12 protein-coding genes and 1 pseudogene are annotated in these 14,322 nt (G+C 70.8%); 8 read left to right on the forward strand and 5 right to left on the reverse strand.

Features of this window, described 5'->3' with window-relative positions:
- From A9W96_RS32500 to A9W96_RS05370, 3 genes are all read left to right on the forward strand, one after another.
- Positions 1 to 99: hypothetical protein (locus A9W96_RS32500; RefSeq protein WP_231999596.1), on the forward strand; the 99-nt coding region annotated here is incomplete at its 5' end.
- Positions 96 to 851, forward strand: coding sequence for a precorrin-4 C(11)-methyltransferase (gene cobM, locus A9W96_RS05365; RefSeq protein WP_067138287.1), 756 nt, complete (start codon positions 96 to 98; stop codon positions 849 to 851). The genes A9W96_RS32500 and cobM, both read left to right, overlap by 4 nt.
- Positions 848 to 1,585 (forward strand): cobalt-precorrin-6A reductase, encoded by a 738-nt coding sequence (locus A9W96_RS05370; protein ID WP_197499407.1) that lies wholly within the window; start codon positions 848 to 850, stop codon positions 1,583 to 1,585. Before cobM ends, A9W96_RS05370 begins: the two co-directional genes overlap by 4 nt.
- Here the strand turns inward: A9W96_RS05370 and sigC are convergent.
- Complete coding sequence (sigC, locus tag A9W96_RS32505) at positions 1,582 to 2,136, reverse strand: RNA polymerase sigma factor SigC (RefSeq protein WP_231998251.1); 555 nt, start codon at positions 2,134 to 2,136, stop codon at positions 1,582 to 1,584. The genes A9W96_RS05370 and sigC overlap by 4 nt on opposite strands.
- A gap of 114 nt (positions 2,137 to 2,250) precedes the next feature.
- A pseudogene (locus A9W96_RS33005) lies at positions 2,251 to 2,991 on the reverse strand (DUF2275 domain-containing protein); the annotation flags it as partial.
- 128 nt (positions 2,992 to 3,119) lie between these two features.
- Between A9W96_RS33005 and A9W96_RS05380 the strand changes: the two are divergent.
- Positions 3,120 to 4,769: a PPE family protein gene (locus tag A9W96_RS05380; protein ID WP_067138290.1), complete on the forward strand. Its 1,650-nt coding sequence runs from the start codon at positions 3,120 to 3,122 to the stop codon at positions 4,767 to 4,769.
- An 8-nt stretch (positions 4,770 to 4,777) separates the two neighbouring features.
- Here the strand turns inward: A9W96_RS05380 and A9W96_RS05385 are convergent, their stop codons facing one another.
- Genes A9W96_RS05385 through cobG form a run of 3 tightly spaced genes read right to left on the reverse strand, consistent with a single transcriptional unit; the run spans position 4,778 to position 8,043 of the window.
- Positions 4,778 to 6,256, reverse strand: a complete 1,479-nt coding sequence (locus A9W96_RS05385) for a precorrin-2 C(20)-methyltransferase (RefSeq protein ID WP_067138312.1) — start codon at positions 6,254 to 6,256, stop codon at positions 4,778 to 4,780.
- Between the two features lie 20 nt (positions 6,257 to 6,276).
- Positions 6,277 to 6,903 carry a precorrin-8X methylmutase gene (locus A9W96_RS05390; protein WP_067138292.1) on the reverse strand — a complete coding sequence of 209 codons (627 nt, stop codon included), beginning with the start codon at positions 6,901 to 6,903 and terminating at the stop codon, positions 6,277 to 6,279.
- Positions 6,904 to 6,948: 45 nt separating this feature from the next.
- On the reverse strand, positions 6,949 to 8,043 hold the full coding sequence (cobG, locus tag A9W96_RS05395; RefSeq protein ID WP_067138294.1) for a precorrin-3B synthase: 1,095 nt from the start codon (positions 8,041 to 8,043) through the stop codon (positions 6,949 to 6,951).
- Positions 8,044 to 8,145: 102 nt separating this feature from the next.
- On the opposite strand from cobG, the gene A9W96_RS05400 reads away from it, so the two are divergent.
- The 4 genes from A9W96_RS05400 to cobN all read left to right on the forward strand — a co-directional run bounded on the left by A9W96_RS05400 (position 8,146) and on the right by cobN (position 14,318).
- Entirely contained in the window at positions 8,146 to 8,973 is an 828-nt protein-coding gene (locus A9W96_RS05400; protein ID WP_066881048.1) for an ABC transporter permease, read from the forward strand.
- Between the two features lie 11 nt (positions 8,974 to 8,984).
- A complete protein-coding gene (locus A9W96_RS05405; protein ID WP_066867236.1) occupies positions 8,985 to 9,740 on the forward strand; it encodes an ABC transporter ATP-binding protein in 756 nt (251 codons plus the stop codon).
- Positions 9,741 to 10,010: 270 nt separating this feature from the next.
- Complete coding sequence (locus A9W96_RS05410; RefSeq protein WP_156749013.1) at positions 10,011 to 10,685, forward strand: S9 family peptidase; 675 nt, start codon at positions 10,011 to 10,013, stop codon at positions 10,683 to 10,685.
- 57 nt (positions 10,686 to 10,742) lie between these two features.
- The gene (gene cobN / locus A9W96_RS05415; RefSeq protein ID WP_067138296.1) at positions 10,743 to 14,318 is read left to right on the forward strand and encodes a cobaltochelatase subunit CobN; all 3,576 of its coding nucleotides are present in this window, start codon (positions 10,743 to 10,745) and stop codon (positions 14,316 to 14,318) included.
- The last annotated feature ends 4 nt before the right edge of the window (positions 14,319 to 14,322 follow it).

Here is a 14,322-nt window from a genome sequence, read left to right on the forward strand (position 1 = left end):
CAGCTGCGACGCTTCCAGCATTATCAAGGTGAGCCGCTGGGCGCATTCACCGGCTGGCGCCCGCAGTATCCGGTCACCCAGTGGGTGGTGACCAAGTGACCGTGTATTTCATCGGCGCCGGCCCGGGCGCGGCCGACCTCATCACCGTGCGCGGTCAGCGGCTCCTGCGATCCTGCCCGGTGTGCTTGTACGCCGGATCGATCATGCCCGACGTCCTGCTTGCCCTCTGCCCGCCCGACGCGAAAGTCGTTGACACCGGCCCACTGACGCTCGAGCAGATCATCACCGAACTCAGCGAAGCGCACGCCGCCGGCCACGACGTGGCGCGCCTGCATTCCGGTGACCCGTCGCTGTACAGCGCGCTCGCCGAGCAGTGCCGCCGGCTCGACGCCCTGGGCATCGACTACGAAATCGTGCCCGGGGTTCCGGCTTTCGCCGCCGCGGCGGCCGCGCTGAAGCGCGAGCTCACCGTCCCGGGGGTGGCGCAGACGGTGACGCTGACCCGGGTGGCGACCCTGTCGACGGCCATGCCGCCCGGCGAAGACCTGAAGACCCTGGCCCGGTCCGGCGCGACCCTAGTCCTGCATCTGGCCGCCGCCCAGATCGACACCATCGTTCCGCAACTGCTCGAAGGCGGCTACCGCGCCGAGACACCCGCGGCCGTCGTGGCTTTCGCCAGCTGGCCGCAAGAGGCGGTGCTGCGCGGCACGCTGGCCGACATCGCCGAGCAGATGCATCGGACCGGCATCACCAAGACCGCGGTGATCGTCGTCGGCGACGCGCTGACCGCCGGGGGATTCACCGACAGCTACCTGTACTCGACCGGGCGGGCGCGGGGGAGCCGGCACTGATGCGGGTCCTGCTGCTCGGCGGCACCGGTGAGGCGCGCGCCCTGGCCAAAGCGCTGCATCCGCGCATCGACATCGTCAGCTCCCTGGCCGGCCGGGTGCCCGACCCTGCCCTGCCGGTCGGACCGGTGCGCATCGGGGGGTTCGGCGGCGTCGACGGGCTACGGCGCTGGCTGCACGACGAACGCATCGACGCCGTCGTCGACGCCACCCACCCGTTCGCGGCCACCATGACGGCGCATGCCGCCACCGCTTGCGCCGAATTGCGGATACCTCACCTGATCCTGGCGCGCCCCGCCTGGGACCCGGGCCCCGCTATCGTCGTCGATTCGGACACCGATGCCGCTGAAACCGTTGCCCGGCAAGGCTATTCGCGGGTGTTTCTGACCACCGGGCGCTCGGGCGTGTGGGCCTTTGCCGGCAGCGACGCGTGGTTTCTGATCCGTGCGGTCACCGACCCCGACCCTTCGGCATTGCCGCGCCGTCACCGGGTGGTGCTCTCCCGCGGACCGTATGGCTACGACGACGAGTTCGCGCTGCTGCGTGACCACCGCATCGACGCGCTGGTCACCAAGAACAGCGGCGGGGACATGACCCGCGCGAAGCTGGATGCCGCGGCGGCGCTGAACGTTGCGGTGGTGATGGTGGCGCGCCCGCCGCTACCGGCCGGCGTGTCGACCGTCGGCACGGTGGCCGAGGCCGCCGAATGGGTTGGCGCGCTAGCTGGTTCGCGCTAGCCGGTTAGGTGGCCGCGCTCGCCGTCGGCCAGCAGCGCGTCGCGGGCGCGCGCGACGCGGGAACGAATGGTGCCCACCGGGCAACCGCAGACCGCGGCGGCGTCGGCGTAGGGCAGGCCGAGCAGTTGGGTGAGCAAAAGCGCTTCGCGCTGTTCGGCGTTGAGGTTGGCGATCATGGTGGTCACCTCGACCAGGTCCTCGAACCCGCGGGCGTGCCGGTCCGCGCGCACCACGTGCTCGGGATCGGCACCCATGGCCGCGCGGGGCCGCGACTGCAGGTGGCGAATGTGGTCGGCCACCACGCGGCGCGCGATCGAGAGCAGCCAGGTCCGCGCGCTCGAACGCCCGGAGAACCGCTCGATGGCGCCGATGGCGCGCAGAAAGGTCTCTTGGGTCAGATCGTCGGCGCTGCCCGAATCTGAGAGATAGGCGACGAACCGCCACACGTCTTGCTGGGTGGCCTTGATGAACGACTCGAGCGCTCGCGCGTTTCCGCGCGCGGCTGACAACGCGAGCTCGGTTACGGCCTCGTCATCGCTCGGCGCGATCATGCCCAACCACCTTTGTTGTGCGAGTTTTCCGATTCTACGACGGCCCGTCGTAGACGATGCGGTGGGGTCGATGGCGGCATGGTTGATGGGCCGCAGATGCCCACGCCGCCGACCGCTGGGTGAGTCCGCCGCCCAGGCGGGAAAGTGTGCGTCGTCCGAAGCATCCGAGCCGCGCCGGCGGTGCGAGCCCACCCGTTCCCGCGCCACCAGCAACGCAAACGCCAAGCCCAACAACAGGGGCATGTGGCTGGCGATGCGGGTGGCGGTCACCTCGCCGGCGAAGGCGTCGACGATGACATAGCCCAGCAGCGCAACGGAATAGACACCGGTGATGGCCGCCACTCCCGAGGCCGAGGCGGGCCAGACACCGGCCGCGATCATCGCCAGACCCAACGCCAGCAACCAGGCCGTCGACTCGTGCATCAGGTGCTCACCGGACATCGCGCCGTGCATATGCTCGGACACCATGCCGAAATCGATTCCGCTGATTTGGGCGGCGGCGATCGCCACCTGGAAAAGGCCGACCGCGATCAGGCCCCAGCGCCGGTAGTGCGACCGCAGCCAGCGCATCCGGGCCTGATGTCCGGTGGCCTGCTCGCCGATGCTCGCCATGATCTTGTCGACCAGGTCGGGACCCTCGCCGGGCGTCACCGAAGCCAGCCGGCGCGTCTGCACCGCCGCCCCGATCAACCAGGAGCGGCAGCTGCGGCAGGATTCGAGGTGGGCGTCGACTTGCTGCGCGAGGACTTGGGGACGCTCGCCGTCCAATCGAGCCGACAGCGCTTCGCGCGCAATCTCACACCGCATCCCTGCATCGTTGCGCATGGCCCGGCCCCGCGCAAAGACTCGCCACATTTGGCCCCGGAACGAAATTGCGGGGAACTAAACGGCGGCGGTAACCGACCTCTGGTCGTACGCATCGCCAGCCCACCCACGAGATGCACCGAAGAGGTATTCGTGTCCTTGCCCGAAGGCCCCCGACGATGACCGCCCCGATCTGGATCGCGTTTCCGCCCGAAGTGCACTCGACACTGCTCAGTAGCGGCCCCGGCCCCGCGCCGCTGCTGGCCGCCGCCACCGCGTGGACGTCGCTGAGCACCGACTACGCGACCGCGGCAGCCGAGCTCAGCGGAGTGCTGGGGGCGGTGCAGGCGGGCTCGTGGGACGGCCCCAGCGCGGACCAGTACGTGGCCGCACACGCCCCCTATCAGGCCTGGCTGCTGGAAAGCGCGGCCAAGAGCACGACGGCCGCGGCCCTGCACGAGACCGCGGCCACCGCCTACACCACCGCCCTGGCCGCCATGCCGACGCTGGGCGAGCTCGCTGCCAACCATGCCGTGCACGGGGCGTTGGTCGCCACGAACTTCTTCGGGATCAACACCATTCCGATCGCCGTCAACGAGGCCGACTACGCGCGGATGTGGGTGCAGGCCGCCACGACGATGACCACCTACCAGGCCGTCAGCGAATCGGCGCTGGCGGCGGTCCCCGCGACGACGCCCGCGCCGACCATCGTCGTACCGGGCGGCGAGGCCGCCACCGCCGGCGTCGCGGCGGTACAGGCGGCCGCCGTCGCGCCGGCCGCGAGTTCGGGCTCCAACCTCAACAACGCCGACACCTCGAGCGCCCAGCAGCAGGCGGCGACGCAGACCTATCCGTCGTGGATGGACCAGCTCACCCAGTGGCTGCAGCAGTACACCCAGAACTTCGCGTGGCCGGTGTCCAAGGACCTCAACCCCGGTGGGTGGCCGTTCCCGCCGGTGCCGTGGGTCAACAGCCTCGCCTCGTTCTTCGGCCAGTTGGGGCTCTCGCCGGCCCTGTCGACCGCGCTGGGCTGGGCCATCTTCCACACGCTGATGATCTTCTGGCCGTTCATTCAGCTCGCGATCCAGATGGCGGTGGTGCTCGCCCCGGTTGTCGTGGCCGCCATCGGCGCGGCCGCCGCGGGCGGGGTGGCCGCGGCGGTCACCGCGATCAGCGTCGCGGTCCCGCTCTCGACGCCCGCGCCCCTGCCGGCGGTCGCGGCGGCGCCCGCGCCGGTCATCGCCCCGACGCCGACGATCGCCACCGCGCCGGCGAGCGTGAGCCACGTGCCCACCCCGTCCACCGCGCCCGCGACGACCGTTGCCGGATCGGCGGGCGGGGGACCGGTGGGCGGCGGACCCGGTGTCGGCTTCGGTCCCACGGCGACCGACGGCATCGGAGCGAACGCGTTCAACGCCCTGTACGCCGTGGGGCTTTCGGGACTGTCGGCGCGCGGCAGCGCGAGCAGCCGGTCTCGGCGCAAGTCGGAGGAACCGTCGTCCGACGACCTCGACACGCCCGCCGCCGCGGCCGCGGCCGCCGAGGCCAAGAAGAAGGCGCGGGCCCGCCGGCGTCGCGGCGGCACCGCCACCGAGCGCGCCTACCGCTATGAGTTCATGGAGATGGACGGGGGGACGACCCCGGCCGCCGACGCCGGAGACCCGTACGCCCCCCGCCCTTCCGAGGACAGTGCGGGACCGCTCGGATTCGCCGGCGCCGCAACCAAACCCGATGCCGCGCAGGCCACCGGGCTGGCCACGCTGACGCGCGACGGGCTGAGTGACGGCCCCACCCTGCCGATGATGCCGAGCACCTGGGATCGCGACTAGCCGGCGTTTCAGGCCTGGTAACGCCGCGGTGTGAAGACCCGGTCGGTGGAATCGTGTGAGTACCACTGGGTTTGGGACGACCCGACGATCAGCAGGCAGCGCATGTCGATCTCGGTGGGCTCGAGATCGGCCAGCCTGACCACGCGGACGTCTTCGTCCGGGCCGGAGACGTTGCGGCCGACCACCACCGGGGTGCCGGGTTCGCGGTGGGCCAGCAAGATGTCGCGCATCGCCCCGACCTGCCAGGTCCGCGACTTGGAAGCCGGGTTGTAGATGGCCAGCACCAGGTCGGCGGCCGCGGCGGCCTGCAGTCGCGCGGAGATCACCTCCCACGGCTTGAGGCGGTCCGACAGCGAGATCACCGCGTAGTCATGCCCCAAGGGCGCGCCGACCCGGCTGGCGACGGCCTGGGCCGCTGTCATCGCCGGAATCACCCGCACCTGCACGCCCGGCCATTCCTTGGCCTCTTCCAGCACCGCCGTCGCCATCGCGAACACGCCCGGGTCGCCCGAGGACACCACCGCCACGGCGCGGCCCTGTTCGGCCAGCGCGCAGGCCAGGCGGGCCCGCTCGGGCTCGTCACGGTTATCGCTGGGGTGACGCTGCTGGCCGTCGCGCGCCGGGACGCGGCTCAGGTAGCCGCCGTAGCCGATCAGGTCGGTCGCCGCCGCGAGCTCGCGGCGGGTCTGCGGCGTCATCCAATCCATGTCGCCGGGGCCCAGACCCACCACCGTGACGCTGCCGACGGCGGCAGCGCGCCGGCCGCGCTGCCCGCCCGGCAGGATGGCCAGTGAGAAGTACGGGACGCCGGCCTCGTCGACGTCGGCGGCGGGCAGGATGCGTTGCGAAGCGGTGCTGGCCCGCTCCACATAGAACGCGTCGTCAAGTTGTCCTGACGCCGAAAGAGCTTCCCGCACAGCGTGATACGAACGGCCGAGCTTGAGCACAACGGCGGCGTCGGCGTCGGCGAGCCGTCGGGTCAGCTCTTCGACCGGCAGCGTGCCCGGCAACACCGACAACACCTCGTCGCCGGCCACCAATGGCGTCGCGATGGCCGCCGAGGCGGCGCTCACCGACGTCACGCCCGGCACGATGACCGCGTCGAACCGCTCCGTCAGCCGGGTGTGCAGATGCATGTAGGAGCTGTAGAACAGCGGATCGCCCTCGGCCAGCAGGGCCACATTGCGTCCGGCCTCCAGATGCGCCGCGATGCGCTCGGTGGCCTCGACGTAGAAGTCCTCGATCGCACCGGCATAGCCGCCGGGATGGTCGGTCGTCTCGGTGGTGACCGGATAGACCAGGTGCTCTTCGATCTGGCCGGGCCGCAGGTACGGTTCGGCGATGCCACGCGCGATGCTGCGGCCGTGCCGGGCGCTGTGGTAGGCCACCACGTCGGCCTCGCCGATCACCCGGGCGGCCTTGACGGTCACCAATTCCGGGTCACCGGGCCCGAGCCCGACGCCCCACAGTGTCCCCCGGTCGGCGATTTGCGCGGTGCCCGCTGCGGTCACTCGCGGTCGCTCGCGATCGCGTTGACGGCCGCGGCCGCCATGGCGCTGCCGCCCCGGCGGCCCCGCACCACCAGATACGACGTCCCGCGGGGGTTGGCGATGAGCTCCTGCTTGGACTGCGCCGACCCGACGAAACCCACCGGTCCGCCCAACACCCCGGCCGGTGGGGCCAGCCCGTCGTCGATCAGCTCGAGCAGCCGGAACAGCGCGGTCGGGGCGTTGCCGATGGCCAGCACCGCGCCGGGCAGCCGGTCCGCCCACAGCTCCACGCCGGCCGCCGAACGAGTGGTCTGCCGGCGCGCGGCCAACTCGGCCGCCTGGGGATCGGCCACCAGGGACACCACCTGGTTGTCGGCCGGCAATCGCGCCGCGGTGATGCCAGCGGCCACCATCGACGAATCGCACAGCACGGGAGCGCCGCCGCGTAGGGCGGCGCCGACCCGGTCGACGACGTCGTCGGTGAACGCGACGTGCTCGGCCACGTCGACCTGCCCGCAGGTGTGAATCAGCCGGACCACCACCCGTGCCACATCGGCGGGGAATCGCGCCAGATCGGCTTCGGCGCGGATCGTCGCGAACGACTGGCGATAGATCTCCGCCGCGTCGCGGATGTAGTCGAGCACCCGCCCACTTTAAGGCTCTCCCGCGTGGTGACCCGCCGCACCCGGCTACAGGCGCCGGTATCCGTCCGAGGTGGCCACCAGCACGTCACCGGTGAGCGGACTGCCACACGCCCGGTCGCAGCCGACGAAGTGACGGTGCACCCCCGAATCGGGATCCAGCGACCGCGCGGCGTCGGCCCGCACATCGGCGGCCGACCGCGCGCAGCCGGGGCTGCCGGTGCAGGCGCTGACGCTCAGCCAAGGCGAGTTCTCGTCGAACACCAGGCCCAAGGGCGCCAGGACGCGCAGCGCGACGTCGGCGACCTCTTCGGCAAGATCGCACACCAGCACCGAGCGCCACGGCGTGATCACCAGCGGCGCCTCGATCGCCGCCAGGTACTCCGCGACGCGCGCCGGCAGCACGCCGAGCGGCACCGCGGCGCCCAGCGTCACCTGGCCGTCGTCCTGGCCGATCCAGCCCACCGGCGCCTTGGTGACGGCCGGGAACGAGGGGGCGCGCGGCTTGGCACCGGGCACCAGCCGTCGTAGGTCGTCCAATTCCTGGACGCGCCAAGCGGTTTCGCGAATATCGAGGAACCGCATCGCGAGCGCGACGAGCGTGTCGATCACCTCGTCGTGCGCCAGCCGGACACCGGTGTCGCGTCCGGCCAGCAGCAGCGCGCAGCCGTCGGGAAAGGCGTGCACGCCCACGTCGGCGCGCAGCCCGGAGACGTCGGCCCGCCCGTCGTCCAGGCCGAACCAGAATCGACCGCCCAGCTCGGCGAGCCGGGGCTTGCCGCAGATCGCGGCGTCGAGTTCGCCGACCCAGCGCCGGACATCGAGATGGCCGCCGGAGCGTCCGGACAGCGGTGAGGCGACGATATTGCGGACCCGCTCGTGCGTCGCCGACGGCAACAGCCCCGCGGCGGCGAGCGCCTCGCCGACCGCGTGGACGTCGGTCAGCCCACGCAACTGCACATTGCCCCGAGCGGTCAGCTCGAGCGTTCCCGAACCCGATGCGGTGGAGACGGCGGCCAGCGCGGCCAGTTGGGCGGCGGTGATCATGCCGCCGGGTAGCCGGATCCGGGCCAGCGCACCGTCGGCCGCCTGGTGCACCTGCAGCGCACCCGGGCATGCGTCGGTGTCGCGCGTCCTGGCCACCCGTCCACGGTACGGCCCCGAGCGTCACACGCCGGTCGGGATTGCCTTCAGCCAGACGTAAACCCTTACCCGGGCCCCCGTCCGCGCCTTAGCGTCGGCACAGTGAGCATTGCCACCGCGCTCGATGCTGCCTCGAGCAAGCCGGCCGGCGCCCCAGCCGGCGGGGCTAGCGGGCTGTGGGCGCGCCGCAAATGGGAAATCGTGCGCGTCGTGTCGCCGCTGGCGTTGTTGGCGCTGTGGCAGCTGGGCAGCGCGATAGGCATCATCCCCGCCGACGTGCTGCCGGCCCCCTCGCTGATCCTCGAGGCCGGCGTGGAGGTGACCCGCAATGGGCAGCTCGGCGACGCGCTGCACATCTCGTCCGTCCGTGTCGTCGAGGGGCTGCTGCTGGGCGGGGTCATCGGAATCGTGGCGGGCGCGGCGGTCGGCCTGTCCCGCTGGGTCGAATCGACCGTGGACCCGCCCATGCAGATGATCCGGGCGCTGCCGCACCTGGGGCTGATCCCGCTGTTCATCCTGTGGTTCGGGATCGGCGAGCTGCCCAAGGTGTTGCTCGTCGCGCTGGGCGTGGTCTTCCCGCTCTACCTCAACACCTTTTCGGCGATCCGCCAGGTCGACCCCAAGATGCTGGAAACCGCTCAGGTGCTGGGCTTTTCGTTCACTCAGCGGTTCACCCGGATCATCGTGCCCAGCACCGCGCCGCAGGTGCTCGTCGGCTTGCGCCAGTCGCTGGCCATCGCGTGGTTGACGCTGATCGTCGCCGAGCAGATCAACGCCGACAAGGGAATCGGCTTCCTGATCAACAATGCCCGCGATTTCCTGCGGATCGACATCATCATCTTCGGGCTGACCATCTACGCCCTGCTCGGCATCATCACCGACGCGATCGTCCGGCTCATCGAGCGCCGCACGCTGCGCTACCGACAGTGAAAGGTCCCGGCTTGACTCTCACCGCTGAATCGGACGCCACCACCCGCGGGCGGACCGACATCGCCGGCGAACTGCGCAACGTCGACAAGTGGTACGGAAACCGGCAGGTACTCAACGACGTTTCGGTGCGCGTGAAGAGCGGCGAGATCGTCGCCCTGCTCGGGCGCAGCGGCTCGGGCAAGTCGACGGTCCTGCGGGTGCTCGCCGGGCTGTCGCGCGATCACAGTGGGCAACGCGTGGTGTCCGGCGCGCCGGCGCTGGCGTTCCAGGAGCCGCGCCTTTTTCCGTGGCGCGACGTGCGCACCAACGTCGGCTACGGCCTGACCCGCAGCCGCCTCCCGCGCCAGCAGGTGCGGGAGCGCGCCGAGCGCGCGCTGGCCGACGTCGGGCTGGCCGACCACGCCGGCGCCTGGCCGCTGACCCTGTCCGGCGGTCAGGCGCAACGCGTTTCGCTGGCCCGGGCGCTGGTCGCCGAACCGCGACTGCTGCTGCTCGACGAACCGTTCGGCGCGCTCGACGCGCTGACCCGGTTGACGATGCACACATTGCTACTGGATCTGTGGCGCCGCCACGGGTTCGGGGTGCTGCTGATCACGCACGACGTCGACGAAGCGGTGGCGCTGGCCGATCGCGTGCTGGTGCTCGAGGAAGGCCGTGTCATCCACACGCTGACTGTCGACGATCCGCGCCGCGCGCCCGGTGACCCCGGTCCGCACACCGAGCAGCACCGCGCGGAGTTGCTGGATCGCCTCGGGGTGCGCCTGTGAGCAAGTGGTTTCGCCGCGCTGGCCGCGACGGTCGGATTGCTGTCGGCCGGAAGTGTTTCGCGCACGGCCGGTTTGGGGCCCACGCCGCCACTGGGCGCCCGCAGTAGCCCAAAACTATTGGGCCGCAGCGCGATTAAATTCACCGGTGGCCGTTGTGGCGACCCGCAGGTCTGCCAACTGGGTGGACCACCCGATTCAATGAGGCGGCGCCAAGGCCTCGCCCCTCACTCCAAGGATTGAACACGCGTCAGTATGGGCATCCTGGTGCCCGTGAGAACGCTGGAATACGCCCCGGGTCGACTGGCCGATGTCTTCGGCGAACCGGCACCATCCACGATCCTGCTCTGGCACGGGGCGCAAACCGATGCCCGCGCGGCCGTCGGCCCGCTGGCCGGCATGCTGGCCGGGCGCGCCGCGGTGGTGGTCGCGCCCGACTGGAACTCCCATGCCGACGACGGCGGGCGCGCGGACCTGTTGGCGTCGCTGGAATTCGCCCGCAACCTCGCCACCGACGCCGCGCGCATCCTGCTCGTCGGGTGGTCAATGGGTGGTGCGGCCGCGGCGGGGGTGACGCTGCACGCCGCGCGGCTCGACTTCGCTCCCGCGCACACGGTTTGCCTCGCCGGAGCCTTCATGGTCCCCGATCCGATCTTCGGTGCCTCCCTGCCCGACGTCCTGAACGGCGCCGAAATCGGTTCACCGTTCACGTTGCTGCACGGCGTCGACGACGACGTCGTCCCCGTCGACGCGAGCAGAAACTTCGCCGCCCGCCTGGAGCGGGTGGGCTGGCCGGTGGAATTGGTAGAGCTGGCGGCCGACCACGGCTCGATCGCCGGCGCCGACTACGACGCCCTCGCGGACCGCTACGAACCGGCCAAAGACGGACCGGCGCGGATCGTCGCCCAACAGGTTGCCGACCGGATCGCGGCGATGCTGGGCGGTTGAGCGGTGCGGTCGCGGCCCAGTAGGTGCGGGCGCGCCCCGTTGCGGTACGAATGATGGGTGGCTGAGCCGACCATCCTGCTGCTGTCGACCTCCGATACGGACCTGATCAGCGCCCGTTCCAGCGGGAAAAACTATCGGTGGGCCAACCCGTCTCGGCTGTCCGAATCCGAACTGCCCGACCTGCTGGCCGACGCCGCCGTCGTGGTGGTGCGGATCCTGGGCGGCTACCGCGCCTGGCAGAGCGGCATCGACGCGGTGATCGCCAGCGGGGTGCCCACGGTATTGGTCAGCGGCGAGCAGGCCGCCGACGCCGAGCTGACCCGCCTGTCCACGCTCGCGGCCGGCATCGCGGTGCAGGCGCACATCTATCTAGCCCATGGCGGCGTCGACAACCTGCGCCAGCTGCACGCCTTCCTGTCGGACACGGTGCTGATGACCGGGTTCGGGTTCACCCCGCCGGTCGTGACGCCGACGTGGGGCGAGCTACCGCGGCCGAACGCCGAAGACGTCGACGGCCCGACGATCGCGGTGCTGTATTACCGAGCGCAGCACCTGGCCGGCAACACCGGCTACGTCGAGGCGCTCTGTCGGGCCATCGAGGACGCCGGCGCGCGCCCGATGCCGATCTACTGCGCGTCGCTGCGCACCGCGGAACCCGAACTGCTGCAACGGTTGGGTGCCGCCGACGCCATGGTGGTCACCGTGCTGGCCGCCGGGGGACTGAAGCCGGCCACCGTGTCCGCCGGCGGGGATGACGACAGCTGGAACGTCGAACACCTTGCCGCCCTGGATATCCCGATCCTGCAGGGATTGTGCCTGACCAGCCCGCGCGCCTCGTGGCGCGAGAACGATGACGGCCTGAGCCCGCTCGACGTGGCCAGTCAGGTCGCGGTGCCCGAATTCGACGGCCGCATTATCACGGTGCCGTTCTCCTTCAAGGAAATCGACGAAGACGGGCTGATCTCCTATGTCGCCGACGCGGAACGCTGCGCCCGCGTCGCGGGACTGGCGGTGCGGCACGCACAGCTGCGCCACGTCGCCCCGGCGGATAAGCGGGTCGCCCTGGTGTTCTCGGCCTATCCGACCAAGCACGCCCGGATCGGCAACGCGGTCGGCCTGGACACGCCGGCGAGCGCCGTGGCGCTGCTGCAGGCGATGCGCGAGCACGGCTACCGGGTGGGTGAGCTGCCCGGCGTCGAGGCCAACGACGGCGACGCCCTGATCCACGCGCTGATCGAGCGGGGCGGACAGGACCCCGACTGGCTCACCGAAGGGCAGCTGGCCGGAAATCCGATTCGGATGTCCGCCAAAGACTATCGTGAATGGTTCGCGACCCTGCCCACCGAATTCACCGATGCCGTCACCGAGCACTGGGGCCCGGCGCCCGGGAATCTCTTCGTGGACCGCAGCAACGACCCCGACGGCGAAATCGTGATCGCCGCACTGCAATCGGACAACCTGGTGCTGATGGTGCAGCCGCCCCGCGGTTTCGGGGAGAACCCCGTCGCCATCTACCACGACCCGGACCTGCCGCCCAGCCACCACTACCTGGCCGCCTACCACTGGCTGGACGCCGGCTTCGGCTCGCACGCGGTGGTGCACCTGGGCAAGCACGGCAACCTGGAATGGCTGCCCGGCAAGACGCTGGGCATGTCGGCGGCCTGCGGGCCCGACGCCGCGCTGGGCAACCTGCCGATGATCTACCCCTTCCTGGTCAACGATCCCGGCGAGGGCACCCAGGCCAAACGGCGCGCGCACGCCGTCCTGGTCGACCACCTCATCCCGCCGATGGCGCGCGCCGAATCCTACGGCGACATCGCGCGTTTGGAGCAGCTGCTCGACGAGCACGCCAACGTCGCCGCGCTGGATCCCGGCAAGCTGCCCGCCATCCGCCAGCAGATCTGGACGCTGATGCGGGCCGCGAAGATGGACCACGACCTCGGTCTCACCGAACGTCCCGAGGAAGACTCCTTCGACGACATGCTGCTGCACGTCGATGGCTGGCTGTGCGAGATCAAGGACGTCCAGATCCGCGACGGCCTGCACATCCTGGGCCAAAAGCCCACGGGGGAGGCCGAACTGGACCTGGTGCTGGCGATTTTGCGGGCACGCCAACTGTTCGGTGGCGAGCACACCCTGCCCGGACTGCGGCAGGCCCTCGGTCTGGCCGAGGACGGCACCGACGACCGGTCCGCGGTCGACCGAACCGAGGCCGTGGCCCGCGAACTCGTTGCCGCGCTACAGGCGGCGGGCTGGGAGGCCGATGCGGCCGAACGGATCACCGACAATGCCGAAGTCGCCGCGGTGCTGCGCTTCGCGGCCACCGAAGTGGTGCCACGGCTGGCCGGTACCGCCGCCGAGATCGAGCAGGTGCTGCGCGCCCTGGACGGCCGGTTCATCCCGGCCGGCCCGTCGGGCTCGCCGCTGCGCGGCCTGGTCAACGTGCTGCCCACCGGCCGCAACTTCTACTCCGTCGACCCCAAAGCGGTGCCGTCCCGGCTGGCCTGGGAAGCCGGTGTGGCGCTGGCCGATTCGCTGCTCGCCCGCTACCGCAACGACCACGGGCGGTGGCCACAGTCGGTCGGGCTGTCGGTCTGGGGCACCTCGGCCATGCGCACCGCCGGTGACGACATCGCCGAAGTCCTTGCCCTACTGGGCGTTCGACCGGTGTGGGACGACGCGTCGCGGCGCGTCGTCGACCTGGCACCGATTCCGCTAGCCGAGCTGGGCCGCCCGCGCATCGACGTGACGGTCCGCATCTCCGGCTTCTTCCGGGACGCCTTCCCGCATGTCGTGACCATGCTCGATGACGCGGTACGGCTGGTCGCCGACCTCGACGAGCCCGCCGAAGACAACTACGTGCGTGCGCACGCCCAAGCCGACCTGGCCCAGCATGGCGATCAACGTCGTTCCACCACAAGGATTTTCGGATCCAAGCCGGGCACCTACGGCGCCGGGTTGCTGCAGCTGATTGACAGCCGCAACTGGCGGGACGACGCCGATTTGGCCGCGGTGTACACCGCGTGGGGCGGCTTCGCCTACGGCCGCGACCTGGATGGCCGCGAGGCCGTCGACGACATGAACCGCCAGTACCGGCGGATCGCGGTGGCCGCCAAGAACACCGACACCCGCGAACATGACATCGCCGACTCCGACGACTACTTCCAGTACCACGGCGGGATGGTGGCCACCGTGCGCGCGCTGACCGGCCGGGAGCCGGCCGCCTACATCGGCGACAACACCCGGCCCGACGCGATCCGCACCCGCACCCTGTCGGAGGAGACCACCCGGGTGTTCCGCGCGCGGGTGGTCAATCCGCGCTGGATGGCGGCGATGCGCCGGCACGGATACAAGGGCGCGTTCGAGATGGCGGCGACCGTGGACTACCTGTTCGGTTATGACGCCACCGCCGGAGTGATGGCCGACTGGATGTACGAACAGCTCACCGAGCGCTACGTGCTGGACTCGGAGAACCGGAAGTTCATGTCGGAGTCCAATCCCTGGGCGCTGCACGGCATGGCCGAGCGGCTGCTCGAGGCGGCCGGGCGCGGCATGTGGGCGGCGCCGCAGCCGGAGACCTTGGATGGGCTGCGGCAGGCGCTGCTGGAAACCGAGGGCGATCTGGAAGGCTGACAAG

The sequence above is a fragment of the Mycobacterium sp. 1245852.3 genome, assembly GCF_001669335.1.
Lineage (GTDB): Bacteria > Actinomycetota > Actinomycetes > Mycobacteriales > Mycobacteriaceae > Mycobacterium > Mycobacterium europaeum_A.

Excerpts from the sequence above, each read along its gene's own strand:
- A9W96_RS05380 (WP_067138290.1), top strand. The coding sequence starts at position 3,120 with ATGACCGCCCCGATCTGGATCGCGTTTCCGCCCGAAGTGCACTCGACA.
- sigC (WP_231998251.1), bottom strand. The coding sequence starts at position 2,136 with ATGATCGCGCCGAGCGATGACGAGGCCGTAACCGAGCTCGCGTTGTCA.